At 69.5% G+C, this 25,526-nt stretch carries 31 protein-coding genes and 3 pseudogenes; 25 read left to right on the forward strand and 9 right to left on the reverse strand.

The window, feature by feature from the left end; all coding sequences use genetic code 11:
• The first annotated feature begins 52 nt into the window (after positions 1-52).
• The 22 genes from G4G29_RS21165 (at position 53) to G4G29_RS03210 (ending at position 16,435) form a co-directional block, all read left to right on the forward strand.
• Positions 53-1,465, forward strand: coding sequence for an FHA domain-containing protein (locus G4G29_RS21165; protein WP_244632357.1), 1,413 nt, complete (start codon positions 53-55; stop codon positions 1,463-1,465).
• Positions 1,381-4,518 carry an FtsK/SpoIIIE domain-containing protein gene (locus G4G29_RS03105; protein ID WP_244632358.1) on the forward strand — a complete coding sequence of 1,046 codons (3,138 nt, stop codon included), beginning with the start codon at positions 1,381-1,383 and terminating at the stop codon, positions 4,516-4,518. The genes G4G29_RS21165 and G4G29_RS03105 overlap by 85 nt, the downstream gene beginning before the upstream one ends.
• A gap of 43 nt (positions 4,519-4,561) precedes the next feature.
• Positions 4,562-5,131, forward strand: coding sequence for a hypothetical protein (locus tag G4G29_RS03110; protein WP_183151827.1), 570 nt, complete (start codon positions 4,562-4,564; stop codon positions 5,129-5,131).
• Positions 5,074-5,619 carry a hypothetical protein gene (locus G4G29_RS03115; RefSeq protein WP_210274232.1) on the forward strand — a complete coding sequence of 182 codons (546 nt, stop codon included), beginning with the start codon at positions 5,074-5,076 and terminating at the stop codon, positions 5,617-5,619. Before G4G29_RS03110 ends, G4G29_RS03115 begins: the two co-directional genes overlap by 58 nt.
• Positions 5,620-5,822: 203 nt before the next feature.
• Complete coding sequence (locus G4G29_RS03120) at positions 5,823-6,128, forward strand: flagellar protein FlgN (RefSeq protein ID WP_183151829.1); 306 nt, start codon at positions 5,823-5,825, stop codon at positions 6,126-6,128.
• A 20-nt stretch (positions 6,129-6,148) separates the two neighbouring features.
• Complete coding sequence (locus G4G29_RS03125; protein ID WP_210274233.1) at positions 6,149-6,973, forward strand: hypothetical protein; 825 nt, start codon at positions 6,149-6,151, stop codon at positions 6,971-6,973.
• A gap of 38 nt (positions 6,974-7,011) precedes the next feature.
• Positions 7,012-7,317, forward strand: coding sequence for a hypothetical protein (locus tag G4G29_RS03130; protein WP_183151831.1), 306 nt, complete (start codon positions 7,012-7,014; stop codon positions 7,315-7,317).
• Between the two features lie 40 nt (positions 7,318-7,357).
• Positions 7,358-7,975, forward strand: coding sequence for a hypothetical protein (locus tag G4G29_RS03135; protein ID WP_183151832.1), 618 nt, complete (start codon positions 7,358-7,360; stop codon positions 7,973-7,975).
• Positions 7,975-8,232: a hypothetical protein gene (locus G4G29_RS03140; RefSeq protein ID WP_183151833.1), complete on the forward strand. Its 258-nt coding sequence runs from the start codon at positions 7,975-7,977 to the stop codon at positions 8,230-8,232. Before G4G29_RS03135 ends, G4G29_RS03140 begins: the two co-directional genes overlap by 1 nt.
• A gap of 196 nt (positions 8,233-8,428) precedes the next feature.
• The gene (locus G4G29_RS03145) at positions 8,429-8,599 is read left to right on the forward strand and encodes a hypothetical protein (RefSeq protein ID WP_183151834.1); all 171 of its coding nucleotides are present in this window, start codon (positions 8,429-8,431) and stop codon (positions 8,597-8,599) included.
• 117 nt (positions 8,600-8,716) lie between these two features.
• The gene (locus G4G29_RS03150) at positions 8,717-9,004 is read left to right on the forward strand and encodes a WXG100 family type VII secretion target (RefSeq protein ID WP_028501988.1); all 288 of its coding nucleotides are present in this window, start codon (positions 8,717-8,719) and stop codon (positions 9,002-9,004) included.
• A gap of 75 nt (positions 9,005-9,079) precedes the next feature.
• Positions 9,080-9,382 (forward strand): hypothetical protein, encoded by a 303-nt coding sequence (locus tag G4G29_RS03155; RefSeq protein ID WP_183151835.1) that lies wholly within the window; start codon positions 9,080-9,082, stop codon positions 9,380-9,382.
• Positions 9,379-10,503, forward strand: a complete 1,125-nt coding sequence (locus G4G29_RS03160; protein ID WP_183151836.1) for a hypothetical protein — start codon at positions 9,379-9,381, stop codon at positions 10,501-10,503. The genes G4G29_RS03155 and G4G29_RS03160 overlap by 4 nt, the downstream gene beginning before the upstream one ends.
• On the forward strand, positions 10,500-11,159 hold the full coding sequence (locus G4G29_RS03165; RefSeq protein ID WP_183151837.1) for a hypothetical protein: 660 nt from the start codon (positions 10,500-10,502) through the stop codon (positions 11,157-11,159). The genes G4G29_RS03160 and G4G29_RS03165 overlap by 4 nt, the downstream gene beginning before the upstream one ends.
• Positions 11,144-11,809 (forward strand): hypothetical protein, encoded by a 666-nt coding sequence (locus G4G29_RS03170; RefSeq protein ID WP_183151838.1) that lies wholly within the window; start codon positions 11,144-11,146, stop codon positions 11,807-11,809. The genes G4G29_RS03165 and G4G29_RS03170 overlap by 16 nt, the downstream gene beginning before the upstream one ends.
• Before the next feature lie 120 nt (positions 11,810-11,929).
• On the forward strand, positions 11,930-12,217 hold the full coding sequence (locus tag G4G29_RS03175) for a WXG100 family type VII secretion target (RefSeq protein ID WP_028501988.1): 288 nt from the start codon (positions 11,930-11,932) through the stop codon (positions 12,215-12,217).
• A 76-nt stretch (positions 12,218-12,293) separates the two neighbouring features.
• A complete protein-coding gene (locus G4G29_RS03180; RefSeq protein ID WP_183151839.1) occupies positions 12,294-13,190 on the forward strand; it encodes a hypothetical protein in 897 nt (298 codons plus the stop codon).
• A 117-nt stretch (positions 13,191-13,307) separates the two neighbouring features.
• Positions 13,308-13,595 carry a WXG100 family type VII secretion target gene (locus tag G4G29_RS03185; RefSeq protein ID WP_028501988.1) on the forward strand — a complete coding sequence of 96 codons (288 nt, stop codon included), beginning with the start codon at positions 13,308-13,310 and terminating at the stop codon, positions 13,593-13,595.
• Positions 13,596-13,753: 158 nt separating this feature from the next.
• Complete coding sequence (locus G4G29_RS03190) at positions 13,754-14,047, forward strand: hypothetical protein (protein ID WP_183151840.1); 294 nt, start codon at positions 13,754-13,756, stop codon at positions 14,045-14,047.
• Entirely contained in the window at positions 14,044-14,871 is an 828-nt protein-coding gene (locus G4G29_RS03195) for a hypothetical protein (RefSeq protein WP_183151841.1), read from the forward strand. Before G4G29_RS03190 ends, G4G29_RS03195 begins: the two co-directional genes overlap by 4 nt.
• A 345-nt stretch (positions 14,872-15,216) precedes the next feature.
• Positions 15,217-15,711, forward strand: coding sequence for a hypothetical protein (locus G4G29_RS21170; RefSeq protein ID WP_244632359.1), 495 nt, complete (start codon positions 15,217-15,219; stop codon positions 15,709-15,711).
• Positions 15,712-15,781: 70 nt separating this feature from the next.
• Positions 15,782-16,435 (forward strand): hypothetical protein, encoded by a 654-nt coding sequence (locus G4G29_RS03210; protein WP_210274234.1) that lies wholly within the window; start codon positions 15,782-15,784, stop codon positions 16,433-16,435.
• Positions 16,436-16,456: 21 nt separating this feature from the next.
• Here the strand turns inward: G4G29_RS03210 and G4G29_RS03215 are convergent, their stop codons facing one another.
• Complete coding sequence (locus G4G29_RS03215) at positions 16,457-16,933, reverse strand: dehydrogenase (protein ID WP_183151845.1); 477 nt, start codon at positions 16,931-16,933, stop codon at positions 16,457-16,459.
• Positions 16,934-16,987: 54 nt separating this feature from the next.
• A pseudogene (locus G4G29_RS03220) lies at positions 16,988-17,979 on the reverse strand (malate dehydrogenase).
• Positions 17,980-18,031: 52 nt separating this feature from the next.
• Here G4G29_RS03220 and G4G29_RS03225 point away from each other — a divergent pair.
• Positions 18,032-18,915: pseudogene (locus G4G29_RS03225) on the forward strand (neutral zinc metallopeptidase).
• Positions 18,916-18,983: 68 nt separating this feature from the next.
• Positions 18,984-19,952, forward strand: a complete 969-nt coding sequence (gene pip / locus G4G29_RS03230; protein WP_183151846.1) for a prolyl aminopeptidase — start codon at positions 18,984-18,986, stop codon at positions 19,950-19,952.
• A 17-nt stretch (positions 19,953-19,969) separates the two neighbouring features.
• Here the strand turns inward: pip and G4G29_RS03235 are convergent, their stop codons facing one another.
• The 7 genes and pseudogenes from G4G29_RS03235 to G4G29_RS03255 form a co-directional block, all read right to left on the reverse strand.
• Positions 19,970-21,292: an aldehyde dehydrogenase family protein gene (locus G4G29_RS03235; RefSeq protein WP_244632360.1), complete on the reverse strand. Its 1,323-nt coding sequence runs from the start codon at positions 21,290-21,292 to the stop codon at positions 19,970-19,972.
• 47 nt (positions 21,293-21,339) lie between these two features.
• Positions 21,340-21,762 carry a hypothetical protein gene (locus G4G29_RS21175; protein WP_244632361.1) on the reverse strand — a complete coding sequence of 141 codons (423 nt, stop codon included), beginning with the start codon at positions 21,760-21,762 and terminating at the stop codon, positions 21,340-21,342.
• Positions 21,763-21,790: 28 nt separating this feature from the next.
• Positions 21,791-23,182 (reverse strand): MFS transporter, encoded by a 1,392-nt coding sequence (locus tag G4G29_RS03240; RefSeq protein WP_244632362.1) that lies wholly within the window; start codon positions 23,180-23,182, stop codon positions 21,791-21,793.
• On the reverse strand, positions 23,179-23,475 hold the full coding sequence (locus G4G29_RS03245; protein ID WP_183151847.1) for a glutaredoxin domain-containing protein: 297 nt from the start codon (positions 23,473-23,475) through the stop codon (positions 23,179-23,181). The genes G4G29_RS03240 and G4G29_RS03245 overlap by 4 nt, the downstream gene beginning before the upstream one ends.
• A 9-nt stretch (positions 23,476-23,484) precedes the next feature.
• Positions 23,485-23,910, reverse strand: a complete 426-nt coding sequence (locus tag G4G29_RS23795; RefSeq protein WP_345941202.1) for a hypothetical protein — start codon at positions 23,908-23,910, stop codon at positions 23,485-23,487.
• Between the two features lie 65 nt (positions 23,911-23,975).
• Positions 23,976-24,506: pseudogene (locus tag G4G29_RS23800) on the reverse strand (cation transporter); the annotation flags it as partial.
• Positions 24,503-25,003, reverse strand: a complete 501-nt coding sequence (locus G4G29_RS03255) for a hypothetical protein (protein ID WP_244632363.1) — start codon at positions 25,001-25,003, stop codon at positions 24,503-24,505. The gene G4G29_RS03255 and the pseudogene G4G29_RS23800, both read right to left, overlap by 4 nt.
• Before the next feature lie 128 nt (positions 25,004-25,131).
• Here G4G29_RS03255 and G4G29_RS03260 point away from each other — a divergent pair, with 128 nt between their 5' ends.
• Complete coding sequence (locus tag G4G29_RS03260) at positions 25,132-25,524, forward strand: SIP domain-containing protein (protein WP_183151848.1); 393 nt, start codon at positions 25,132-25,134, stop codon at positions 25,522-25,524.
• Positions 25,525-25,526 lie beyond the last annotated feature (2 nt).

The following is a 25,526-nucleotide window of genomic DNA, read 5'->3' on the forward strand; positions in this document are numbered from 1 at the left end:
TGAGAGTCAAGCTGACCCTGCGTCGACCCGTAGCCCCCTGACCGACGTCGTCGTGACGGCGGACTCGACGGCGACCGTCGCCGATGTCGCGCGGCAGATCGCCACGACCGACCCCACCCGCAGCATCGCCGCGGGTCCGGACGATGTGCTCACGCTCTCCGTGGCCCCGCCGACCAGCGAGCAGCTCACGATGCTCAACCCCGACCTCCTCGTCGGGGACGCCCCGATCGGGTCCGGCTTCCTCGCCGAGGTGATCAACGTCGGACCGAACAGGGCATCGACGGGCACCGTGGGCGCGCGTCCTGCCGCGGTCCTCCGCGTCGTGTCCGGCCCCGCGATGGGCCAGGAGTTCCCGCTGCCGGTCGGCCATTTCCTGATCGGGCGCGATGCGGCGAACGACATCACGATCGCCGATCCGCTGGTGTCCAAGCGCCACGCGCGGATCGAGGTCGCCGCGACCTTCGTCGAGCTCGTCGATCTGAACTCCGCGAACGGCATCCTCGTCGACGGCGGCCTCGTGCAGCGCCTCCGCGTGATCCCCGGGCAGAGCTTCGCGCTCGGCGACTGCGAGTTCGTCGTGCACATGGTGAGCGACTTCGACGGCTCGGCCAGCGGCGACCCCGTGCTCGAGCGCGGCGGTGCGCTGATGTTCAACCGCAGCCCACGCGTCGAGGAGCGCTTCAGCGGGCAGGAGCTCGACGAGCCGCGGTATCCGAGGGACCAGGTCCAGCGCCTCTTCCCCTGGCCGATGCTCGTGGCGCCGATCCTGCTCGGACTCGCGATCTTCGCGATGAGCGGCAACCCGCGGTCGCTGCTCATCATCTTCATGTCGCCGCTGATGATGTTCGGCAACTTCATCTCGCAGAAGACCAACCTCGGCCAGCGGCTGCGCAAAGAGGAGGAGTCGTTCGAGGAGCAGTTCGAGCGGCTGGAGGAGAAGCTCTATCACGCGCACCCTCAGGAGCGGGAGGTGCGCCACAACGAGGTGCCGGCCGTCGCCGTGGTGTTCGACGAGGCGATGCGACTCGGCCCGCTGCTGTGGACGCGACGGCCGGAGCACTGGAACTTCCTCGCGTTGCGCCTCGGCGTGTGCGAGGACGAGTCGCGCACGAGGATCAAACGCACCGAGACCCCGGAGGCGCTCGTCGAGTACGTGGAGCGCGTCGACCGCCTCGAAGAGCGCTACAAGATGATCGCGGATGTGCCGATCCTCGAGTCCCTGCAGAGCGTCGGGTCGATCGGCGTGGCCGGACCCACCTCGCTCGCGAGCGATGCCCTGCGCGGGATCGCGGTGCAGCTCTTCGGGATGCACTCGCCGAATGAGCTCGTCACCGTCGCGCTCACCGAGCCGGGGTGGGCGAACGAGCTCGACTGGCTCAAGTGGCTCCCGCACACTTCCAGCGAGCGCAGCCCGTTCAGGACGTGTCGCTCGCCGATTCCGCGTCGACGGGCGCCGCCCTCCTGAGCGGTCTCGAGGAGATCGTGCTGAGGCGGTCGCGTGAGGCGAAGTCACAGCGCCCGCCGTACGGCGACGACTGGGACCCGATGCTGTTCGGCACCGATGTGAAGCGTGCGGCCGAGGATGCGACGTTCCCCGGGCAGACCGCGATCCTCGTGATCGTCACGAACGATGCGCCTGTCGACCGTGCCCGGCTCACGCAGATCCTCGAGCGCGGCGCCGACGTGGGCGTCTACGGGCTGTTCGTCGCCCCGGTCGTCGCCGCGCTGCCCGCAGCCTGCCGCACGTTCGTCGATGTGACTGCCGGGCTCGACCACGCCGTCGTCGGCACCGTCCGCAGCGGCGTGGGCTACCGCGACGTGCAGGTCGAAGGCGTGTCGCACGCGTACATGACGATGCTCGCCAAGCGCCTGGCGCCGGTCGTGGACTCCAGCACGGTCATCGAAGACTCGTCAGACATCCCGAACTCGGTGGGCTTCCTCTCGCTGGTCGGATCCGAGGTCGCCGAGGACCCGAACGCGGTGATCGACCGCTGGCGTCAGAACAACACGATCATCGACCGCTCCGGCAGCCCGCAGTCGCGGCTCAAGAAGGCCGGGAACCTGCGCGCCATCATCGGACAGTCGCAGACCGACGCCATGACGCTCGACCTGCGCACCCAGGGCCCCCACGCCCTCGTCGGCGGGACCACGGGCGCGGGCAAGAGCGAGTTCCTGCAGGCGTGGGTGCTGGGCATGGCCGCTGCGCACAGCCCTGACCGCGTGACGTTCCTGTTCGTCGACTACAAGGGCGGCTCCGCGTTCGCGGACTGCGTCGACCTGCCGCACACCGTGGGTCTGGTCACCGACCTGAGCCCGCACCTGGTGCGGCGAGCCCTGACGAGCCTGCGCGCCGAGCTGCACCACCGCGAGCACCTCTTCAACCGGAAGAAGGCCAAGGACCTGCTCGAGCTCGAGAAGCGCCGCGACCCCGAGACGCCGCCGGCCCTGGTCCTCGTGATCGACGAGTTCGCCGCGCTCGCCGGAGAGGTCCCGGAGTTCGTCGACGGTGTCGTCGACATCGCACAGCGAGGCCGCTCCCTCGGTATCCACCTCATCATGGCCACGCAGCGCCCCGCCGGTGTCATCAAAGACAACCTGCGTGCCAACACCAACCTCCGAGTGGCTCTGCGGATGGCCGATGAGTCGGACTCGAAAGACGTCGTCGACGACCCCGTGGCGGCGTCGTTCCCGCCCTCCCTCCCCGGACGCGGCATCGCGAAGACCGGCCCCGGCCGACTCGTGCCCTTCCAGTCGGCGTACGCCGGTGGGTGGACGAGCGACGAGGCCCAGGTCGCCGAGGTGCGCGTGGCGGAGCTGCGGTTCGGATCGATCCAGACCTGGGAGGCAGAGCAGGCACCGGAGTCGGACTCGCACGACGAGGATCTCGGCCCGAACGACCAGAAGCGCATCGTCGCCACGCTGGTCTCCGCCGCCGCCCAGGCCGCCATCCCCGCACCTCGTCGGCCGTGGCTCGACGATCTGGAGCGCGCCGTCGACATCCGCGATCTCCCGATCCACGGCGACGGACGCATCCTCCTCGGCAAGATGGACGTCCCCGAGCGTCAGCTGCAGGAGCCGGCGTACTTCCACCCCGACAAGGACGGCTCGCTGCTCGTGTACGGCACGAGCGGTTCGGGCAAGTCCACGGTGCTGCGCACCCTGGCGATCGCGGCGGGCTTCGACGGGGCCCGGTCGAACGTCGAGGTGTACGGGCTCGACTTCGGCTCCGGTTCGCTCAAGAGCCTCGAGGTCCTCCCGCACGTCGGGTCGATCATCTCCGGCGACGATGCGGAGCGCGTGCAGCGCATCCTGCGCTCCCTCGCCCGCGTGCTCGACGACCGCGGAAAGCGCTTCAGCGCGGCGAACGCGTCGAGCCTCACCGAGTATCGGGAGATCACGGGGAAGGCCGAGTCGCGCATCCTGCTGCTGATCGACGGGTTCCCGCAGTTCCGCGGCGAGTGGGAGTCCACCACCGCGCGGATGCCGTTCTACCAGACGTTCATGCGCATCCTCGGCGAAGGACGCCCGCTCGGCGTGCACGTCGTCGCCAGCGCCGACCGTTCGGGTTCGGTGCCCACCGCGGTCAGCGCGAACGTCTCGCGCCGCGTCGTCCTGCGTCTCGCCGACGAGTCGGGCTACGCGATGCTGAACGCCCCCAAGGACGTGCTCGATGAGCGTTCGGCCCCCGGTCGCGCGATCGTCGACGGCCTTGAGACGCAGATCGCGACGCTGGGCGGCACGCCCAACGTGGCCGAACAGACGAAGCTCCTCGACCGACTCGCGGAGCAGCTGCGCGCCGGCGGTGCGCGGGAGGTCGCCGAGATCGGCGCCCTGCCGACGCGGTTGTCGGCGCGCGACCTCCCCGACCGCATCGGGGAGTTCCCGGTGCTCGGTGTCGCGGAAGACACGCTGGCGCCCCGGGAGTTCGATCCCGTCGGCACGTTCGTGGTGGCCGGGCCGCCACTGTCGGGCAAGACGACCGCGCTCAAGGGGATCATCGCGTCGATGCGTCGCCTCGACCCCGAGGTCAAGCTCTTCCACTTCGGCGGACGCCGCGCACAGCTCAAGGGTTACGTCGACTGGACGCGGAGCGCCGTGACGCCGGAGGACGCGAAGGAGCTGGCGAAGGAGATCGCCGAGATCGCGGTCGACGAGAGCGTCCCGGTGCGGATGCTCATCGTCGTGGAGGATGTGCCCCAGTTCGCCGACGGACCGGCGGAGCGCGAGATGAAGGCGCTCTTCCAGGCCATCAACCGCAGCGATCACCTGCTGGTGGGCGACGCCGACGTCACGCAGGTGACGAGCGGTTTCGGTTTCATCGGAGACTTCAAGGCCGGTCGCAAGGGCATCATCCTCAAGCCGGACGCGTTCGACGGCGACGCGATCTTCAAGGTCCCGTTCCCCAAGGTCAAGCGCACCGACTTCCCGGACGGCCGAGGCATCTTCGTGCAAGCGGGGCGCCAGGTCACGGTTCAGCTGCCACTCATCGAAGGAGACACATGGACGCCCGTCCGCTGAGCGCGAGCGCGCACACGCCCCGACCCCGAGGGAGGGGCGGACGATGACGGTCACCTTCGACGACACCGCGCTGCGTGCGCCGGTGGAGCCTGCGCTCGCCCGCCAGGAGAGCCGCGAGCGCGTCGCCCGTGAGGGCCGCCAGTTCGGTGTGGTCCTCGGCTCCGGCTGGATCGTCTTCCAGTCGGTCGTGCTGGTCGTTGGAGCCGGTGTGCTCGCGGCTCTGGCCGTCGTGGCCGTGCAGTTCATGTTCGGCGCGGACGGCGCCGACGCGACGACGTTCATCCTGGCCGCCCTCATGGTGGCGCCGCTCGCGGTCGTGCGGGTCCGTTCGCACCTCCGAGGTCCGCGCGACCGCGAGGTCGAGGAGTACCGCCTGGAGAGGTTCGCGGCGGCGAACGGGCTGACCTACCGCACCGGCGAGCTCGATCCGCAGCGGCCGGCAGCCCTCTTCGGCGTCGGCACCTCGCGCATCGCGAGCGACATCGTGGCAGGGCCCACCCCCGCCCCTTCGAGGCCGCCAACTACTCGTTCGACACCTGGGTCGCGCGGGCGCGCATGCCGCATGTCGCCAACTACGCCGCGTTCGACCTGCAGAGCCCGCTGCCTGCGATGACGCTCGTGACGAAGTCGCCGGGGGTCGCGGCATCAGGCTGGGAGCCGACTCCGCCTCAGGAGCGGGTGGAGTTCGACGGCGATCTCGCCTCGCGCTTCGAGGTCTTCACGGCCAGGGCGACGGAGGAGCCGGTGCGTCACCTGCTGTCGCCGGAGGTGCAGACTGCGCTGATGGCCCTCGCCGAGCGGAGCGACATCGAGATCGTGGGCGATCGCGTGTTCGTGCTCTCGCGTCGGCACCTCCCGATGGCGGAGCCCGCGTACTGGGAGTGGGTCGCCGACCTCGCCGCTCTGGTCTCCGTGCTGGAGGCGCGTGGCCGTGCGGAACAGCCCGCCGGACTCGCAGACACGGATTCCGCTCGACGCACGCGTCGGGAGGCGTTGTTCGCCGCACCGAAGGGCGGTCGCGCCGCGGCCATGGGGTGCCTGGTCCCGCTTCTGGTGGGCCTTGCCGCCGCCGCCCTGATCACCAAGATCACGACGGGGTAGCGGGGCGGGCGCCGTCGACACGGATGGGGAGTTGTCCCCATCGACCGGAGGGCGTGCGTTTCGTAGAGTTCTCGTAGTCGGGGCGACCGCACCGGTGCCGTCGACGAGGATCGGCCGCCGGGAGGCAGCTGAACCGACATGCTTTCAGGGGACGCGCTTCACGCGGGTCCCCTCGATCTGAACATTCCACGAGGGGGGCTGACATGGGTGACGGTGTCAAGCTGAGATACGACGATCTGGAGCCGCTGCGGACCGCGCTGCAGAACATCATCGAGGAGTTCGAGAACGCCGGCTCGCGGAGCAACGATCTCGAGAGCGCCGTGGGTTCCCCGTACGGCGAGCGTGCCCTGCGCGACGCGGCATCCGACTTCGAAGGTCGCTGGGACGACCGCCGCAAGCGGCTCATGGACGACTGCAAGAAGGTCGAGGAGCACGTCGCCGCAGTGATCACGGGGTTCCAGGACTTCGACCGTGATGCCGCATCCAAGTCCGAGAACAACGGAGGCTGATCGTGTACGAGCACATGCCGATGACCTCGCCGGCCGGCCACCCCATCGGTGCGCTCACCGGTGACGTCGAGTCGATCCGCGACCGGGGCAACGCACTGCAGGAACTCGCGAACGCGATGAGCGACTCCGCCACGCTGCTGCAGCGTCTCGTCGACAACGGCGCCGACATGGAGGGCAAGTCCGTCGACAAACTGGCCGAGGTCTCCGGCAAGATGCACGCCGAGCTCGGACGCGCTGCCGATCTCTACGACGCGGTCGCGCCGCACATCGTGCAGTACGCGTCCGACCTCGAGTCGTCGAAGACCGCGATCGATCCGATCCTCGACGACCTCGTCGAGCTGTGGGCCACGTACCAGCAGAAGAAGGACGCCGCGGCGACGGCCCAGTCGCAGGTGCCCGACTATCCGACGGGCGCGGACGCCGACGACGATCAGGCCCGACAGGCGGCGGAGGATGCCCGTGACGATGCTGCCGACGCGGCCGCCGGTGCCGCGACGGGCGCGCGCGGCGACTGGGACGCCCGTGCGGCCGACTACGACCGCGAATGGAACTCGTGGCACACGGCTTTCACGAACGCGGCGAACAACATCCGCGAAGACACCTCCGACAAGATCGAGGACAGCACGTGGGACAACCTCGACGGGTTCCTGCAGTTCATGTCGGACTTCCTCGCGGTGGCCGGCATCGTCCTCGCCGTGCTCGCGATCATCGTCGGTGGTCCGATCATCGCCGCGCTCGCCGCGATCGTCGCCATCGCCACGCTCATCGTCGCGGTCGCCCGGTTGGCCAGGGGGAACGGCTCCGTCATCGATGTGGTGTTCGGGGTCATCGGGGTCATCCGCTGATCGGCCCGGCGATCAAGTTCGCCCGTGGCCCGATCGCCATGATCCGGGGTGCCGACTTCGGCGCCGACGGCATGCGGTTCGTCAACGCCTTCGCCGGCCGTGCCCCGCTGAGCACGCTCAGCCAGATCCGCGGTGGCTTCACCACCGGATTCGCCGAGTTCTCGGCGCGTCTGTTCACGGGCAACGGCACCGCATCGTTCGCCGCACAGATGACCGGTGTGCAGACGCTCGACATGGTCGGCAACGTCTTCGCCTCGCACTTCGCGATCGCCGGCGGCATCAAGGACAGCGCGGGCGGCGCATGGTCGGGGACGTTCGACCCTGATCAGAACCCGTTCTCCTGACCGTCCGCGGCGCGAGCCGCCCCCATGGAAGACTGAGACGATGAGCAGCCTGCGCGCGGAATTGACGGGGACGACCGGCACGATCATCCCGCCCTATCGGATGCTCCTCCCTCCGGGGTGGGAGGCGTTCGACCTCAGCGAGACGACGGAGCGTGACCTGATCCGTCGGGCCGAGGCGCGTCTGCAGGGCGCTCAGAACACCGCCTTCGGGCCGGTGCTCGCCGGCAAGGTGCACGAGGTGCTGGAAGGGCTGCGCGCCCGTCAGGGATTCGCCTACGCCTTCGCCGGCGAGGCGGCGCCGAGCTGGGCCATCGGGGCGGCGACGCTGGTGGGGCTCAAGCGCTCGTCCTCTCCCGAGGCGACTCTCGAGCAGATCGTGGAGAGCGCGATCCGGCATCACGAGGGCGTCGCGATCGGCGAGGGGCAGCGCATCGTGCGATGGACCGAGCGCCGCGAGGTGACGGTCGACGGCGAGGATGTCGCTTCGCTGCTCATCAACTACCTGATCCCGGTCCCGGGGACGAGGCTCACCGAGGCGGTGCAGTGGACCGCGACGGTGACGCACGAGGCCGACCTCCCCGCCGATCACCCGAACCTCACGCTCTGGACCGCGCTGTTCGACACCCACGTCAGCACGTTCACCTGGACGGTGCGCTGATGGAGCTCGCGATCACCTATGCGCCCGACCGCGTGATCCCGGTGCCCGCAGACCGGCTCTCGCCGCAGGAGCAGGCGGCGTGGGCGCATCAGACCGCCGCGGAGTTCACCCGTGACGCGGGCGCGCACTCGGCGACCGCCGCGACGATCGAAGACGCTCTCCGTGCGGTGATGGCCGAGGTCGACGACGACCGGCGGCTGCTGCTCATCGTCGGTGTCGACGGCGGCGTGGTCGCCCCGTTGATGATCTCTCGGTGATCACGCACGAGCTCTCCCGTCAGGAGCAGGCGGACTTCCTCTGGTCGAACACCGCGATCCTGCCGGTCACCCCCGGCTCACCGAGACGGAGTCGCTGGGCACCGGCTTCTCGTCCACGCTCGCGCAGCGCGAGAACGGTCTCGACTTCGCGACCCGCCGCTGGATCTTCTTCGGCGAGGGGGCGACGGTGTGCGCGATGCTCGGGCCGGTCGTGCCGTACGGGCTGGCGTTCGTCGAGCCCTTCGCCGAGGCCGCGCTGGCATCGGCGACGCTCCGCGGATTCACCCCGCGGGTCGACCAGGAACGTCTCGACGAGCTCGTCGCCGCGGTGGTCCGCCCGGGCGACGACTGGGTGCTGAACGTCTGACGCCGCGGGTGGGTGGATGGGGAGTTGTGCCCATCGACGGTGGTGTGTGGGGTCTCGTAGGGTGGTGGTATTCGGGCCGGAGGGGTCCGTTCCGTTCGATTTCCGGAGGTGTGGACGATGGCCGATTTCGGTGCGTCTTATGCAGAGATGGAGCAGGTGGCGTCGTCGCTGTCGCAGGCTCGTGATGACATTCAGGGGCAGTTGGACACGTTGAAGGGTCAGGTGGACACTCTTCTGGGTGAGGATTTCAAGACGCAGCATGCGTCGGGGAAGTTCGGTGAGGGGTACACGGAGTTGACGACGGGTCTGAAGACCGCGGTCGATGGCATCAACGACATGTCGGAGTCGCTGCTCGGGATGATGCGGGCGATCCAGGACCTGGATCAGCAGCTCGCCGGCAGCTGACACGCACAGCTTCTCGAAGAGGGGCGTCGACCGTGAGTCGACGCCCCTGTTTCGACTCGACCGAGGGGGGACACCATGACTGATGTGAGTATCGACTACGCCGCGATGGAGGCGAGCCGCACGGCGTACGCGAACATGCGTTCATCGCTCGACGCGGCGACCAGCGGCCTCGGAGACGTCTCCGGTGCTGCCGTTCCGCAAGACGAGCTGCGGCGACGCCTCGAAGACCTCCACGACTCGTGGGGCGGCGGCCTCGACAAGCTCGGCCGCTACGCCGAGGATGCAGGCAAGGGCTTGCAGGGCATCCTCGAAGCGTTCCAGGGACTCGACTCCGAGCTCGCCGCGAGCATGGAGCCCGAGGGCGGAGCGGCATCGTGAGCGCGTTCCCCTCGCTGGGATTCGATCCGGCCCCCGGCGACGTCGGGCAGCTCGAGGACTTCGTCCTCGGTCTCTCCTCCGGGTGCGACAGCGTCGACGACGCGTTGGCGATGCTCAACGGGGATGACGACGCGGCCTGGAGCGGTGAGGCGGCCGTCGCCTTCCGCGCAGCGATGAGCGAGGACTTCCGTCCGCACCTGACGGACACGGGGTCCGCGCTGCGGACGTCGCGCGATGCGCTCAGCGCCTGGGTCACCCAGTTGTCGGGGTACCAGGCTCGCGCGCGGGAACTCGAGGAGCAGGCCGCTGTCGCCGCCGCGAGCGTCAGCAACAAGGCGACGGCCAAGTCGAAGGCCACCGAGGACGCCGACGCCGAGGATGCCGACCCCGATGCGCTCTCGGCGGCCTCCAGCGCCCTCGCGACCGCCCAGGGCGAACTCGACGACATCGTCGCCGCCGCGCACCGGCTCAAGACCGACGTCGACACGGATGCGGCCGTGGCAGCGCAGCAACTGGTCGGTGCGAGCGAGACGCTCAGCGCGTACAAGGGCAACGCGTTCTCCAACTTCCTCGAGGGCGCAGGCGACTGGCTGGCCGATGCCGGCGAGTGGCTCATGGACAACGTCGTGCCGATCCTGGAGGACATCCTCCGGGCGGCGCTGCCGATCATCGCGATCCTCTCGATCTTCATCCCGGTGCTCGGCACCGTGGCGCTGATCATGTCGATCGCCCTCGTGGCCATCGACGGGCTCCAGGCGCTCACCGGCCGCGGCTCGTGGACGGACTTCGCGGTGGGGGCCCTCGGCCTGCTCGCGGGCGGTGCGCTCGGCGCGGCCGCGAAGTCGCTGATCGGCCCGGGTGGTGCGGTGCTGGTCCCGTCGATCCAGCGGATGACACCGGCCCTCGCGGGTGGTGGCACGGCCGCGGGAACCCTGGCGGTGACGCTCAACATCAACATGAGCAACATGGTCGCGAACACCTACTGGATGATGTCGTCCGCCAAGGATGCGCATGACAACGGCCAGAGCTTCGTCGAGCCTGGGGGCCCGTGGCAGAACCTCGCCGAGCGGGCGGCGAACACGATCCGCGGCGACGGCCCGAAGACGGACGACGAGCTGTGACCGCCGCGCAGCAGTCTCGACATCGGGTGTGGCAGCGGATGCCGCAGGGGTGGATCGAGTTCCGAGCGCTCGGTGACCGCTCGCCGCAGGAGTGGATCGACCGGTATCTGGAGAGCGGCGAGGGATGGCTCCCCGACGAGGCGCGCGCATCGATCACGGAGGGGTTCCACGCGGGGGTCCGCATGTTCTCCGATGTGCCGTTCGACTTCGCCGGTGTGTCGATCGTGCTGGGCGAACGGCCGGCCGTGTCGTTCCTGTGCACGAACGTCGTGGCCACGACGGCCGACGAGGTGGCGGATTCCGCTGCTCTGCACCGGCTGCTCCCGCTGGGGCGGTTCGGGGACGACAGCACGGCCGAGACGTTCACCTCGCCGGACGATCGCGTGGGCACGGTGTCCAGCGGCCTGGTGTCGCGGGGCGGCGTCGACGCGGTGATGACGGTCGGCGAGATCCGGTTGCCCGACGATGCCGGCACGGTCCTCATCATGGGGATGTGCTCGGATCCGGCGCAGCGGCACGAGCTCACGGTGCTGACGGCGTTCGCCCTGTCGATGACGCAGTACCTTCCCGATGGCGTCGAGCCGCAGCTCCCCGAGGGGCGCGGTTCGAGGCGCCGCTGGACGGCGAATAACCTGGGTCCATGGCTTTTGCGCTGATCCGACCCGAGTCGCGACCCCTGATCGATGCGGCGCGCACGCAGGACGCCCGTCCGGTGGATGCGGATCGCGCAGCCGCGGTGCTGCGGACGGACTTCGAGCGCTGGTCGCGGTGGGCTCTGGGCCTCCTGGGTTTCACGCTGGCGATCGGCGGCGCGTTCGTCACGGCCGGGATGATCGAAGCCGTGCGGATGCTGGGCGGGTCGCTCGCTCCGGTCGACCTGGCGGTGATCGTGATCGCGGTGATCGTCGCACTGGCCGGACTCGCCGTCCTGGTCGCGCTGTGGTGGAGCGGCCGGCGGATCCTGTCGGCCGCCTCCTGGTGGCTTCGTGTGCCGTACACGACAGGCGGGCGGCAGCGCCGCGCGGGTGGTTGGCTCCGGGCGCGCACCGCGAACTTCGAACCTCGCGTCTTCGTGCGGCTCGTCTCGGCGACACTCGCCCTGCTGGTGGCCGTCGGCGGCATCGCCCTGTTCGTCCGTGATCTGGGAGCCGGAGTCACCTCGATGACGGCGGCCTCGGCCGCCATCGGAGTGATCGCTCTGGTGGCGGGCCTCGGGCAGGTCGGGGGAGTCATGCATCTCGTCTCCGGTCTGTCGGAGGCGGATCCGTTGTGGGTGCGGATCCGGTCCATGTTCGTCCGCCGCTGATCCCGTACGCGCGGGGTGGATGGGGAGTTGTGCCCATCGACGGTGGTGTGTGGGGTCTCGTAGGGTGGGTGTATTCGGGCCGGAGGGGTCCGTTCCGTTCGATTTCCGGAGGTGTGGACGATGGCCGATTTCGGTGCGTCTTATGCAGAGATGGAGCAGGTGGCGTCGTCGCTGTCGCAGGCTCGTGATGACATTCAGGGGCAGTTGGACACGTTGAAGGGTCAGGTGGACACTCTTCTGGGTGAGGATTTCAAGACGCAGCATGCGTCGGGGAAGTTCGGTGAGGGGTACACGGAGTTGACGACGGGTCTGAAGACGGCGGTCGATGGCATCAACGACATGTCGGAGTCGCTGCTCGGGATGATGCGGGCGATCCAGGACCTGGATCAGCAGCTCGCCGGCAGCTGACACGCACAGCTTCTCGAAGAGGGTCGACCAGGACGGTCGGCCCTCTTCGTCGTCTCCGGGCCTTTACGCTGAGAGCATGGGTGCGCAGGATGCCGTCGACGAGTTCGAAAGCGGTGTCCTCGCGGTGAATGCACCACTGGCCGCCGTGCATGCGGCGTGGGAGGTCGCCGGCGACGCGCGGATGCGAGCTCGCGTCCGCGCGCGACTTCCGTCCTGGCCGGGGGTCACCTCGGCATCCGCGCGGAAGCGGGCAGCGCAGGAGGCGGAGATCACGGCGGTGCTCGACGAGTATGCGGCATCGGCCCTGGACCTGATCCGCCCGGCTGACCAGGAGCGGTGGCTGGCGCTGGTCGCGGACAGGCAGCGGCGGAGCGGCGAGGGCGTCCTCGTCGACGAACTCGGGCGCAGCGCGGTGGGTGCGTCGTCGCTGCGCGAGAAGCTGGGTGGACGCCCGCATCGCGGTCCCCGGCGCCGAGGGGTCGCGTGCGAGTGCGGCTATGCGGTCGACGGTGTCCTGCCCGCACGACTGTGCGACGAATGCGAAGAGCTGCTGCTGCGACGGTGGGTGGCCGAGGAACGAAGGCTGCTCCGCGGCATGCCGGCGTACGCCGCGGAGGTCGTCGAGGTGATCGCCGCGGTCGCACAGCGCCAGACGAAGGTGTTCCAGAGCCGCGGCGATGATCTCGACGCCGAAGCCTTCGGGAAGCGGAAGGCCGGAGGGCGGCGCCTGGCCCGTCTCGGGCGGAGGTACCGAGCCGAGCTCGATGCGGCCGACCTGCGTCGGTGGAGCAGCTTCATCGAACCGCTGTCGCACGCGTCGACGACGAGCATGCGCTCGATCGTCGTGAAGGTGCACCGTCGTGGTCTGGGGGCTGCGGCGCTCACCGAGCTCGCCGTGCGGGCAGACGCGGAGAGCATCGCTGCATTCGTCGAGTACACCGAGAAGAGGGCGCGCAGCCGGTGGAGGATCTGACGCCGCGGCGGGGTGGATGGGGAGTTGTGCCCATCGACGGTGGTGTGTGGGGTCTCGTAGGGTGGGTGTATTCGGGCCGGAGGGGTCCGTTCCGTTCGATTTCCGGAGGTGTGGACGATGGCCGATTTCGGTGCGTCTTATGCAGAGATGGAGCAGGTGGCGTCGTCGCTGTCGCAGGCTCGTGATGACATTCAGGGGCAGTTGGACACGTTGAAGGGTCAGGTGGACACTCTTCTGGGTGAGGATTTCAAGACGCAGCATGCGTCGGGGAAGTTCGGTGAGGGGTACACGGAGTTGACGACGGGTCTGAAGACCGCGGTCGATGGCATCAACGACATGTCGGAGTCGCTGCTCGGGATGATGCGGGCGATCCAGGACCTGGATCAGCAGCTCGCCGGCAGCTGACACACGGTTTCCCGGAAGGGGTCGACGGTTCGCCGTCGGCCCCTTCCGTCGTGTCAGGCCCGGTCCATCGGCGCGGGGCGCCCGATGGGCAGTTCTCCCCATCGTCTCGCCGCAGCGGCACGGATAGGGTGGACCTGGCGGAACCGGGGGGAATGGCCATGTCAGATGTCGAGATCTTCTATGCGGAGTTGAACGGCGCCTCCAGTGCACTCACCACCGCGACCACTCAACTGCTGACGGAGGCCGCGAGCGTCCAGGGGGAGGACACCGGGGTCGACAATCCCGCACAGCGCGTCGGACTCCGTCTCGAGATGCACCGACGATTGACGGCCCTGCACGACAGGGCATACGACCGCATCGAGTCCGGCGACGCTCTCGCAGCCGACATCGCCGCGATCGCCGCCAAGTACTCCGAACTCGACGTCGAACTCACGGGCGGTGATCGTCCGTGAGTCTCACCTCGCCGAATCGCGGATATCCGCTCGAACGCCTCGACGGCAACACCGGCTCGATGGCGTATTGGAGCAACCTGTTCACGCGGGTGGCCGACCGGCTCGGAGATCTGCGCACGGCCGCGCACGCCGCGCAAGACCTGCCCGGCGTCGGACGCTCCGTCACAGCCGTTCGTACGGACGCGAACGACCTCGCCGGCGCGCTCCCCGGCGACATCGCCGAGGCGCAGCTGCTGGCGGGCGTTCTGCAGCGCTATGCCGACGCCTTCGACGCGCACGCCAAGCCGGCCAACGATCTGATCGATGACATCGAGGCCGCGCACGCGGAGTGGTCGAGGCTCAACATCGCCGCCGATCACGCCGGTCGCGCCGCGATGGCTGCCGCCTATGGCGACGACCAGTCCGAGATCGACGACACGAACGACGCGGTCACCGAGGCCATCGGCGTCCGGGACGCCGCGAAAGACGCCCTCGACGAGCTGTGGACCCAGTACGAGCGGTTCTACGGGGACTGGGATGCCGCCTACGCCGCCGCGCTGTCCGAGCTCGCCGGTGGTACCGGGGCCGTGCTGACGAACGAGGCGCGCGATCTCCTCGCCGACCTCCTCGCGGCGACGAGCCCGGAAGAGGTCGCACGGCTCTGGGCGGAGAATCCCGAGCTGCAGCAGGAGCTCATCGACAATCACCCCGCCGTCGTCGGCAACCTCGACGGGTGCCCTGGGATGTGCGCGCGACGGTCAACGCCGCGCGGCTGGAGGAACTGCTCGAGACCGAGCCCGAAGGTCCGCATCGCGACGAGCTCGCCGCGGTCTGGCGGGCGCTGACGACAGGTGCGGTGCCGAAGCCGAATCTGATCAGCTTCGATCCGGACGGCGCGGAACAGGTGACCGCGGCACTCGCCTACGGCGACCTCTCGACCGCGTCGGAGATCAACACCCTCGTCCCCGGGATGAACGGCAACGTCGACGACCTCTTCAGCTGGGGGCAGTCCGCGCAGGCGCTCAACCTCCGGGTCGGCGAGGGGTCCGCCACCGTCGTCTGGTTCGGCTACGACACTCCCGATCTGCTGGAGGAGCCGGCGATGTCGCGGGCGGAAGACGGTGCGGCCGCGCTGCGGTCGTATCTCCTGGCCGTGCGCGCCCTGTCGCCCGATGCCGATGCATGTGAACGTGATCGCCCATTCCTACGGCAGCACGACGGCCGCTCTTGCGATCGGGTCGCAGGCGGACGGCCTCGGCGTCACGTCGTTCATCGCGGTGGGGTCCGCCGGATTCCCGAAGGACCCGACGGTGGTCGAGAACCTCTCCAACGGCGGCCCGCCGCAGCTCTACGCGACGATCTCGGAAGACGACGCGGTCGCCAGGGTCGGCCGCGGCACAGCTCCCGGGCATCCTGTCAGCCCCGAGCGCCTGCCAGGCGCTACCGTGTTCGATAGTGATGGTGGCGTCGACGCACGCGGGGAGAGTCTCCCGGCTGCAACCGGACATGACGCCCTCGGCCCCGGCGCCTACCTCGAGCCGGGTTCGGAGTCGTTCTACAACGTGGGTGAGATCATCATGACCGGCCAGCCGGGAACCGAACGGGGCGGCGAGGGCAGCACACAGGGTTTCTGGGATGCGGGCAACTGGTGGATCAGCGATGAGTACGCGCTCATCGATTTCTGAGCGGATGGGACGACGGATGCGCGGTAGGTGGCAGCGCGGAGCGATGGCGGCAGCGGCCGTCGGATTGGTGATGGCGATGACGGGTTGTGGTTCCACGACGGCGCCGACGGGTGATGCGCTGTATCGCGACGGGGAGAAGCACTACGTCGCCTATGCCACGGCCATGCACTCGGTGATCATGGCGATCCATGAGGGCGAGTGGGTTGTGGACCAGGGGGCGTTCGGCGCGTCCCCGATCCCCTGCAGGATCAACGGCGAGCCGTCGGGCTACACGTTCTCCTGGTCTCGCCTGCTCGAGCCGCAGGAGCCGATCGACGTCGATGCGGTGGTCGAGGCGGCGATCGCGGGCTTCGACGAGGTGGGAGTGACCGCGAAGACCTCGACGCTCGGCGAAGGCGATCGGCAAGAGGTGAACGTGATCGGCACCGGGGGTGACATCGGGCGCGGTGTCGTCACCATCTGGCCGGCACGCAACACCATCTGGGTGTCCGCGACGCCGGGGTGCATCCCGGGCGATGCGGCCGACCTGTCGGACATGGTCTTCGGCGGCGAACTGGCATACGAGGGCGCGTCGTTGCGCTTCCCCGCGTTCGAGGGGCCGGATTGGCAGCCGCGGTTCTACTTCCCCGAGGAGGGGAGCCCGGTGTACTACAACGAGGACGGCACGCCGGTCGACCCGCAGCCGAAGCAGACGGAGTTCCCCGAAGCGCCATACGGCGACTGAGGCTTCGCGCGGAGTCGCGGGTCAGCGCGCGGCTGCGGCGTCGGCGAGGTGCCGTGCGTCGTGGTTCAGCACCTTGACGATGATGCCGTGGCGGCGCAGCTCCGCGACCGTGCGCGCGCCCTCCTCGGCGTCGAGTCCGAGGGCCTTGATGTTCGCGACGACCACGACGTCTCCTGTGCGCAGCGTGGAGATGAGGCGCGCGAGGCGGTCGTTCCAGCTCTCCAGGATGTCGGGTGCCGGGTGACGGAAGCCCTCGATCGGCACGCCGAAACGGGTGAGGTCGTCACGCTGCTGCACGACCGACGGCATCCCCTCGCGCGAGACGACGAGCCCGACCAGCCGCGAGCCGTCGGGCCGCGCTGTCCAGAAGTTGCGGTTCTGCTGCAGCTCGGTGAAGCACTTCGGGCACGCTGCGGCATCGTGCGGCAGGTGCAGGGGACTCGTCAGAGCCGCCTCGACCGACGCCGTGGTCTTCGTGGGATCAATCGTCTCGCTCATCGCGCACCTCCGGCATCCATTCTGCCCTGTCGCCGAGGGGAGCGGTGACCGGATTCACACGAGGCCGAGGGCCTGAACCGTCTCGCGTTCCTGCAGCAGTTCGGCCACCGAGGCATCGATGCGCTTCCGTGCCCAATCGCTCACCTCGAGCCCCTCGACGATCTTCCACTCGCCGTCGACGGAGCGCACCGGGAACGACGAGACGAGCCCCTCAGGCACGCCGTATTCGCCGTGCGAGACGACGCCGGCGGAGGTCCAGTCGTCCGTGCCCGTGACCCAGTCGCGGGTGTGCTCGATGGTCGCGTTCGCGGCAGAGGCCACCGACGACGATCCGCGCACCTCGATGATCTCCGCGCCGCGTTTCGCCACGCGAGGGATGAAGGTCTGGTCGAGCCAGGTCGGCACGTCGCCCACGATCTGCTCGAGCGCGTCGCCGACGGGGCGGCCGCCCACTGTCGCATGCGAGATGTCGGGGAACTGCGTGGCCGAGTGGTTGCCCCAGATGGGGACGCGGCGCACGGTGTGCACGGGGGCGCCGAGCGTCTGTGCGAGCTGCGCACGAGCCCTGTTCTCGTCGAGACGTGTCAGCGCGGCGAACCTCTCCGCCGGCACGCCGTCGGCAGAGGCCGCAGCGATGAGGGCGTTGGTGTTCGCGGGATTGCCGACGACCGTGACGCGGACACCGGATGCCGCGTTCGCCGCGATCGCCGCGCCCTGCGGCCCGAAGATGCCGGCGTTCGCTGCGAGCAGGTCGGCGCGCTCCATGCCGGGGCCGCGCGCGGTCGTGCACCGACGAGGAGGGCGAGGTCGCAGCCGTCGAAGCCGACCGCGGGGTCGTCCGTCACCTCGACGTGCTCGAGCAGGCCGAACGCGCCGTCCTGGAGCTCGAGCGCTGCGCCTTCCGCTGCGCCGAGACCCTGCGGGATCTCCAGCAGTCGCAGGCGCACCTTCTCATCAGGGCCGAGCATGTCTCCTGCCGCGATGCGGAAGAGGAGTGCGTAGCCGATCTGTCCGCCCGCGCCGGTGATGGTGATCGTGGTCGTCATGCCCCGAGCCTACGTCCGTTCGGTGCCCCTCCGCGCGGAGTACCCTCGACGCATGACCTTCAATCCCGACGCCGACATCTCGGGCAACACCACCCGCCGACGAGGACGCACCGCCGCCATCGCCGGCGGTGCCGGTGGGGCGTGCTCGGCATCATCGCGCTCATCGCTGGCCCCTTGCTCGGCATCGACCTGACCGGGCTGCTGGGCGGCGGGACGCCGGGCGGAGGCAGTGAGCCCGCGGGCGGATCGGTCATCGAGGACTGCGACACCGGTGCGCAGGCGAACGACGACGTCGACTGCCGCATGGCGGGTGCGCAGCTCGTGCTCGACGACTTCTGGGCCGACGAGGTCGAGGGATACCGCAAGCCCGGATTCATCGTGGTCGACGGGGCGACGAACACGGCCTGCGGCACGGCATCCAACGCGGTCGGGCCGTTCTTCTGCCCGGGCGACGAGACGGTCTACATCGACCCGACCTTCTTCCAGCTGATGCAGGAGCAGTTCGGCGCATCGGCCGGCGAACTCGCCCAGCTCTACATCGTCGGGCACGAGTGGGGCCACCACATCCAGTGGATCACCGGGGTCATGGACGACTACCCGAACAACGGCACCGGTCCCGGAAGCAACGGCGTCCGCACCGAACTGCAGGCCGACTGCTACGCGGGTGCCTGGATCGGACGAATCTCGGAGGAGACCGACAGCAAGGGGGTTCCGTACCTGCAGCCGACCACGGAGAAGCAGCGCATCGATGCGCTGAACGCCGCGTTCGCGGTCGGCGACGATCACATCCAGGAGCAGTCCGGTTTCTCGAACCCCGAAAGCTGGACGCACGGCTCCAGCGAGCAGCGACAGCGCTGGTTCGCCGAGGGGTATCAGAACGGCCTCGGCGTCTGCGCGCAGGTGCTGACGCTGCCCGCCGACCAGCTGGACCCGTAGCGGGCAGCGCGCTCGGCGTCCGCTACCGTGGGGAGAGCACCACTGCACGACCGGCCGGGGGACCGAAGATGACGAACACGGATGCACTGTATCCACCGATCGAACCGTACGAGACGGGCGAACTGCTCGTCGGTGACGGGAACCGCATCTACTGGGAGGTCAGCGGCAACCCCGAGGGCAAGCCGGTGGTGTTCCTGCACGGGGGGCCCGGCAGCGGGACCTCTCCCTGGCAGCGGCGGTTCTTCGACCCGGAGCTCTATCGCATCGTGTTGTTCGACCAGCGCGGATGCGGCCGCAGCACGCCGCACGCGAGTGAGCCGGACGCCGACCTCCGGTATGTCACGACGGCGCACCTGATCGCCGACATCGATCTCCTCCGCAGGAACCTCGGGATCGAGAAGTGGCAGGTCTTCGGCGGATCCTGGGGCAGTGCCCTCGCGCTCGCGTACGCACAGGCGCACCCCGATGCCGTGACCGAGCTCGTGCTCCGCGGGATCTTCACTCTGCGCCGGGTGGAGCTCGAATGGTTCTATGAAGGAGGGGCCGCCGCGCTGTTCCCTGATCTCTGGGAGAGCTTCATCGCGCCGATCCCGGTGCTCGAACGCTCGCGCATGATCGAGGCATACCACCGTCGGCTGTTCGATCCCGACCCGGCCGTGCACGTTCCTGCGGCGGTCGCCTGGGCCACGTGGGAGGCATCGACCGTCACGCTGGTTCCCGACGCCGCGCAGATCGCCGCGATGTCCGACCCGCGCGCAGCCACCGCCTTCGCCCGGATCGAGAACCACTTCTTCGTCCATCGTGGCTGGTGGGAGGAGGGGCAGCTGATCGCCGGCGTCCCCGGCATCCGCCACATCCCGACGGTCATCGTGCAGGGGCGGCACGATGTGTGCACCCCGATGATGACGGCGTGGGACCTGCACCGTGCCTGGCCGGAGGCCGAGTTCGTCGTGGTCGACGATGCCGGCCACTCCGCCACAGAGCCGGCGACGCAGCAGGCGCTACGAGACGCGACCGACGGCTTCGCCCGCGCCTGAACGCGGGACTCCGCTCCTTACGCCCGCAGCGCCTTCGTCAGGGTCTTCATGAGTCCTGCGATGCGGCCGTCCACGCGGTACCGGGTCAGCCCCTCGCTCACAGTTGCGCCCGTACGCGCCGAGACGAACCACGGCGGCTTCGGCAGGATCGTGAGGCGTCCCCCGCCGTTCGCGATCGGCAGGGACCGCGGGAACGGACGGAACGGGCCGCGGAGGACGGAGCGTTCGACGCCGTCGAGCAGCAGCGCGTTGTGCACCACGCCGATGCCGCTGCCGACGTCCTCGATCGTGCTGCCGGGGTACGCGCCCCACGTGAGGGTCGGGGTGATGAAGCCGAAAGCGGTCCAGCCGTTGATCGCGATGGATCCGTAGCGGAGTGCGGCGATCGCCCGCTCGAATCCGGCGCCGAGAGACCTCTCGGTCGCGGGGTCGATCAGCAGGTTCGCACCGAGCGTGCCCTGAAGCTTGTCGTTGGCGTGGGCCACGGCGGCGTCCAGGAACTCCTGCCCGGTGCCGGGCACCGTCACGACACCCAGCACCGGCGCGAAGTACTCCGTGGTCTCCAGGGCGGTGGCGTCGGCATCGGCGTCGACCTCGACCAGCAGGCGGTCGCCGAGCACCAGCGCGTCGGGGTACGCCTCGGTGGCCAGGTCCATCCGCGCGGGCGATCCCGGATACCAGATCGGACGCTCCGGGGCGTTCGCGTATGCGCGTCGGAGGGCAGCGCGGAAGGCATCGGCCTGGTCCCAGTCGGACGACAGGATGACGACCTGCCCGGCGATGCAGTTGTGTCCGCAGTTCTGCAGGCGCATGGTCGCGATGTGCTCGGCCTGGTAGGCGAGGTCGGCGTCGGTCCAGGCGCCGGGCACCACGATGATCGGTGAGACGCCGCCGAGTTCCGCGGTGATCGGCTTCTTCAGCAGCGGCCGCTTCTCGCGCCGCCGACGCTTCGTGGCGGCGGCGCCCTCGCCCTTCGACGGACCCCAGACGATGGTGTCGAACGTGGCGGCCGACCCGGTGATGTGCACGTGCACGAGCCCAGGATGCCCGGTGAGATACGTGCCGACCGCCGGGCCGCCGCGGACGATGCGCAGCAGGCCCGGCTCGATGAGCGGTGCGAGCGCGCGCTTGTACACCGGGACCAGGGCATCCTGCGTGGGGTTCACCTTGAGCAGGGCCGTGCGGTTGTGGGCGAGGAGCTCGTACAGCACGTCGAGCACCGGGATGGAGGTGACGTTGCCCGCGCCCAGGACGAGTCCGACGCCGCCCGATTCACTGGGGGTGCGTTGTGCGAGGCCGGCCGATGCCCGCGCGGCGCCCGGCGTGATTCCCGGCTCCAACCAGACCTCGCCCGTGAACCCCGACAGCAGGAACTTGTCGATGCCGGTCAGGGGAATGCGTGCACGCGGGTGCGTCCACCGGGTGCGCGGTCGATCGTGACGCCGTCGAGCGGGTTGGTTCCGGCTGCGAGTCGCGAGAGGGTCTCGATGTAGGCGTCGAGCGCGCCGAGCACGCTGTACGGTCCGCTGAGCCATTCCTCGCCGCGCAGCGGATGCCGGGCGTCGAGGCCCTTCGACGCCGCGGCGGTGTTCGCCCAGTCCTCTGCCGTGGCGGCGACGCTCGTGCGGACCGCACGCAGCAGCGTCACCCGCTGCGCGATCGTGAGCGCTGACCAGGTGCGCGCACCCACCTGCAGCGCGTCGATCGCGGTGTCGAGCCGGTCGCGTTCGCCCTCGTCCAGCGCGGGACCGGCGGGGCCCGGCGTGCGCTTCGACGCAGCGGCGGAGGTGGTGGTGCTCGCAGAAGTCATCGACGTCTCCTTCAGACGGGATCCCAGCTTAGGCGGCGGAGGTCGCGCCCGCCTCGATGTCGTCGCGGCGCAGGCGGTAGCGGCGAAGAGTCAGCAGGCTGGCCGCCATCAGCACGGCGGGCAGGATGCTGAAGCTGACCACGATGCCCGTGATGGCGGCGGCCGGCTGCTCGACGGTCGCGCCTGCGACGGTCGAGACGTAGCCCGTCGCGGCGAGGGTCAACGACACCGCGGTCGCGCCGAGCGCGAATCCGACGGTCTCACCCGCGGTCCAGATGCCCGTGAAGGTGCCCGCCTGGCCTGGCCCGCTCGTGCGCTCGTCGTGGGAGATGACGTCGGGCAGCATGGCCATGGGGAGCGACTGGAGTCCTGCGTAGGCGATGCCGGCGACCGCGACCGAGGCGTAGATCCAGGCACCGGGAGTCCACACGGCGACGACCAGCGATGCCGCGGCCGCCGTGAAGATGATGCTCGCGAACGCGAACGCCCGCTCCTTGCCCGCGCGTCGGGCGATGAGGGTCCAGCCCGGTGTCGCCAGCAGCGCAGGACCGACCAGCGCGACGAACACGAAGGTCACGGCGTCTTCCGAGCGCAGCACCCAGGTCGCGACGTACTGCGCACCGGCGAGCATGGTGCCGGTCGCGAGCGCCTGCAGCACGAAGGTGCCCAGCAGCGCGCGGAACGGCTGACTGCGTCCGAGCGCCCGGAACCCCGACATGTACTGGTCGCGCCAGGTGGAGGAGACGGCAGCGGTCGACGGGGTCGAGGTGCGCTGGGCGGCGGCCTCCGCCGTCCTCGAGGCGATGAACATGCCGATCCCGATGACGATGCCCGAGGCGATGCCCATCAGCAGGTAACCCATGACCGGGTCCGAGCCGGCGTTGCGAAGGGCGGGTCCTCCGGCGCCGAAGAGCAGGATCGCCGCGGTGAGCACGACCACGCGCCAGCCGAGCAGGCGGGTGCGCTCGTCGTAGCTCGCGGTCAGTTCTGCGGGCAGTGCGACGTACGGCACCTGGAACAGGCTGAATGCGGTCGCGGTCGCGAGGAACGCCAGCAGCACGCTGATCGCCCCCGCGATCGGGCCCCACGTCGGAGGCACCGCGAAGGTCAACGCGAAGAAGAGCGGCAGCGCCAGCGCGCCCGTGACCATGAAGCCCCGCCGGGAACCCGTCCGGGCGAGCTGACGATCGGATGCGGCACCGATCAGCGGGTCGATCAGCACGTCCCAGATCTTCGCCGCCGTGACGATGAGTCCCGCGGCGAGGGCGGCGACACCGAGGTTGTCGGTCAGGAAGTACGTCAGCACCAGCCCTGGCAGGGTGGCGTAACCGCCGGTCCCGAGCGATCCGATCGCGTACAAGACGATCGTGCGCGCGGAAAGGCGGACGGATGCTCGTTCGGGCCGAGCCTCGGTGCTCATCGCGCCAGTGTAGCGGCGCGATGAGGCCCGCTCAGATCAGCGAGCTCGCGGAGCTTCGACTCGACGTCGGCGTTCGACGGCTCGACGTGGTGCGACCGGTCGGGGTAGACCACGACCGGGATGTTCGTGCGGCCGGAGATCTCCTTCGCGACATCGGCCGCTGCGGGCTCGGCGACGAGGTCGACGTAGGTGTATTCGATGCCGAGCGCGTCGAGCTGCTTCTTCGTGCGGATGCAGTCGCGGCACCAGTCGGCGCCGAACATCGTGATGGTGTCGGGGGCGGCAGAAGTCATGCTTCCAGCCTACGGCCGCCCGGATGGGGTGGCGCTGAGAGCGGGCGGGGTCTCGCGTCGGCCGGGGTCGGCCTCGTCGGGCAGCTGCTCGACCGGGACGATCACCACGTCCTGGATCTTCCAGTCGAGGTCCGTGACCTTCCTCTGCAGGTCGGTCGTCTCGTGGACCGACACCCGGTGCCGCCGCGGCACGATGAATGCCTCGACATGGAAGACCTGTCCCTGGTCGCGCACCCGCACCGCGGCATCCTTGATCCACGGTCTGCTGCGCAAATACGACACGATGTCGGCCGCCACCGGGTGCGGATGCTTGCTGTCGTACGTGCGGGCGCGCTGGTCCATGAGGTCGACGATCGCTGTCTTCGTGTTGCGGAAACCGTCCCAGATGATGCCGAGCGAGATGAACAGGGCAGCGGCGCCGTCGAGCCACCACACGCCGGCGCCGACCCCAGGACGCCGACGATCGACGCGACCGTCGTCTGCCAGTCGGCCTTCGCCATGTCGGCGTCTGCGTACAGCAGCTTGTTGTGCAGCACGGGTGCGAGCTTCGACTTGGCCGGGCCGTAGAAGAAGACCGGGCCGACGATGACGACCGCCATCACGGCGACCATGAGCCAGCCGAGCCAGATCGTCTGGCCGAAGAGCTGCACGGTGCCGATGGTCGGGTGCTCGCCGGCGATCAGGCCGGTGACCGCTTCGATCGCGAGGTTGAGGCCGACAGCGAGCAGAGCGACGCCGGCCACGAGGTGCCCGACGCCCATCGCGCGGTGGAGTCCGTAGGGGTGTTTGCGGGTCGGACGTCGCCCCACGAAGAGGAGCGCGATCAGGAAGGCGAACTGGGGGATCAGCGACAGCATGTCTTCGATCCACGCGGTCCGCATCGCCTGCGAGTTGCCCACGACGAATGCGATGACCACGATCGTCACGGAGGTGTAGACGATCGTGAAGATCTCCCAGCGGATGGCGCTCCGCCTCGCCCGCACCTGTTCCTGGGGAAGGGTGGTTCGCCCGAAGCGCGCCTCTTCGGTCATGGGCCGACCTCCTCGTCGAGGAACCTCTCCAGCGTCGACAGGAACGCGTTCTCGCCGAGCGGGACCATCATGACGAGTTCTCGCCCGTCAGCGCCGTCGATGCCCGGATAGCCGCGGGTCAGTCCGGCCTTGTCGATCCACGGGGTGTCCGAGGTCATGCCGCCCGCGATGAGGTCGAGGTCGCCCGCTGCCAGCATCCGGACGAGCGTCTCCTCCGATGCCACCGTCCACTCGGGTTCGGCGTCGATGCTCGCGGCGAACCGATCGACGAGATCGACGATCGGGCCTGAGGGGTGATCGTCGGTCACCTCGACGAGCTCGCCGTCGGGGGACGTGCCGATGCGGAGCTCTCCACCGGAGACGGCGTCGAGGGTGCCGTCGGGGTCGGCGGGGATCGTCAGTCCGCACCCCGACAACGCGCCGGCGAGGGCGAGACCCGCGACGAGGGAGGCGGCGCGGGATGACCGCCGCCCGAGAGGCCTTCGACGTCCGTTCACGACTCGAGGATGCGCCGCCGTGCCGCCCGCGGGCAAAGGCGTTGACGAGAGGCTTCGTGGGGCGCTAGAGCGCGGAGCCGACGGCCGTACCCTTGTGAGTAAGGGTACCCTTACCTATACTGAACACCATGAGCGGCGCGTGCGAGCACCTGGAAGATCCGGACTGGGATGACATCGAGGGCGCCGTGCTCATCGCGGGTGACGCGGCCGATGCCGGCTTCATCGCGAGCATCACGGCCCGACTGCCCTGGGACGCGCAGGGCGTCGTCCTCCTCGAGGCGGCGGCACGCATCCAGTTCCGGCACATCGACGTCCCCGCTGGTGTCTCCGTGCGTTGGCTCGTGCGCGACGACGGCATCAGGGCGCACACGCGGGGCGAGCGGTTGGCGAACGCCGTGCACGCCTGGTGCGTCGAGTGGGCGTGCAGCGAACCGCCGTCGCAGTGGACCGTGTGGCTCGGGCCGCACACGCCCCCGCACGTGGCGAGGATGGCGCGCAGCCTGCTCGGCGTCGCGAACTGACG

This window comes from Microbacterium sp. Se63.02b (assembly GCF_014171575.1).
GTDB lineage: Bacteria > Actinomycetota > Actinomycetes > Actinomycetales > Microbacteriaceae > Microbacterium.

What these genes read in the sequence shown, in the direction of transcription:
- G4G29_RS03180 (WP_183151839.1), top strand. Translation starts at nt 12,294, where the DNA reads ATGGGTGCGCAGGATGCCGTCGACGAGTTCGAAAGCGGTGTCCTCGCG.
- G4G29_RS03135 (WP_183151832.1), top strand. Translation starts at nt 7,358, where the DNA reads ATGAGCAGCCTGCGCGCGGAATTGACGGGGACGACCGGCACGATCATC.
- G4G29_RS03210 (WP_210274234.1), top strand. Translation starts at nt 15,782, where the DNA reads ATGGCGATGACGGGTTGTGGTTCCACGACGGCGCCGACGGGTGATGCG.
- G4G29_RS21175 (WP_244632361.1), bottom strand. Translation starts at nt 21,762, where the DNA reads ATGACTTCTGCGAGCACCACCACCTCCGCCGCTGCGTCGAAGCGCACG.
- G4G29_RS03130 (WP_183151831.1), top strand. Translation starts at nt 7,012, where the DNA reads ATGATCCGGGGTGCCGACTTCGGCGCCGACGGCATGCGGTTCGTCAAC.
- G4G29_RS03175 (WP_028501988.1), top strand. Translation starts at nt 11,930, where the DNA reads ATGGCCGATTTCGGTGCGTCTTATGCAGAGATGGAGCAGGTGGCGTCG.
- G4G29_RS03110 (WP_183151827.1), top strand. Translation starts at nt 4,562, where the DNA reads ATGACGGTCACCTTCGACGACACCGCGCTGCGTGCGCCGGTGGAGCCT.
- G4G29_RS03145 (WP_183151834.1), top strand. Translation starts at nt 8,429, where the DNA reads ATGCTCGGGCCGGTCGTGCCGTACGGGCTGGCGTTCGTCGAGCCCTTC.
- G4G29_RS03185 (WP_028501988.1), top strand. Translation starts at nt 13,308, where the DNA reads ATGGCCGATTTCGGTGCGTCTTATGCAGAGATGGAGCAGGTGGCGTCG.
- G4G29_RS03245 (WP_183151847.1), bottom strand. Translation starts at nt 23,475, where the DNA reads ATGACTTCTGCCGCCCCCGACACCATCACGATGTTCGGCGCCGACTGG.
- pip (WP_183151846.1), top strand. Translation starts at nt 18,984, where the DNA reads ATGACGAACACGGATGCACTGTATCCACCGATCGAACCGTACGAGACG.
- G4G29_RS03115 (WP_210274232.1), top strand. Translation starts at nt 5,074, where the DNA reads ATGCCGCATGTCGCCAACTACGCCGCGTTCGACCTGCAGAGCCCGCTG.
- G4G29_RS03155 (WP_183151835.1), top strand. Translation starts at nt 9,080, where the DNA reads ATGACTGATGTGAGTATCGACTACGCCGCGATGGAGGCGAGCCGCACG.
- G4G29_RS03150 (WP_028501988.1), top strand. Translation starts at nt 8,717, where the DNA reads ATGGCCGATTTCGGTGCGTCTTATGCAGAGATGGAGCAGGTGGCGTCG.
- G4G29_RS03140 (WP_183151833.1), top strand. Translation starts at nt 7,975, where the DNA reads ATGGAGCTCGCGATCACCTATGCGCCCGACCGCGTGATCCCGGTGCCC.
- G4G29_RS03240 (WP_244632362.1), bottom strand. Translation starts at nt 23,182, where the DNA reads ATGAGCACCGAGGCTCGGCCCGAACGAGCATCCGTCCGCCTTTCCGCG.
- G4G29_RS03190 (WP_183151840.1), top strand. Translation starts at nt 13,754, where the DNA reads ATGTCAGATGTCGAGATCTTCTATGCGGAGTTGAACGGCGCCTCCAGT.
- G4G29_RS03170 (WP_183151838.1), top strand. Translation starts at nt 11,144, where the DNA reads ATGGCTTTTGCGCTGATCCGACCCGAGTCGCGACCCCTGATCGATGCG.
- G4G29_RS03120 (WP_183151829.1), top strand. Translation starts at nt 5,823, where the DNA reads ATGGGTGACGGTGTCAAGCTGAGATACGACGATCTGGAGCCGCTGCGG.
- G4G29_RS03215 (WP_183151845.1), bottom strand. Translation starts at nt 16,933, where the DNA reads ATGAGCGAGACGATTGATCCCACGAAGACCACGGCGTCGGTCGAGGCG.
- G4G29_RS03260 (WP_183151848.1), top strand. Translation starts at nt 25,132, where the DNA reads ATGAGCGGCGCGTGCGAGCACCTGGAAGATCCGGACTGGGATGACATC.
- G4G29_RS03125 (WP_210274233.1), top strand. Translation starts at nt 6,149, where the DNA reads ATGACCTCGCCGGCCGGCCACCCCATCGGTGCGCTCACCGGTGACGTC.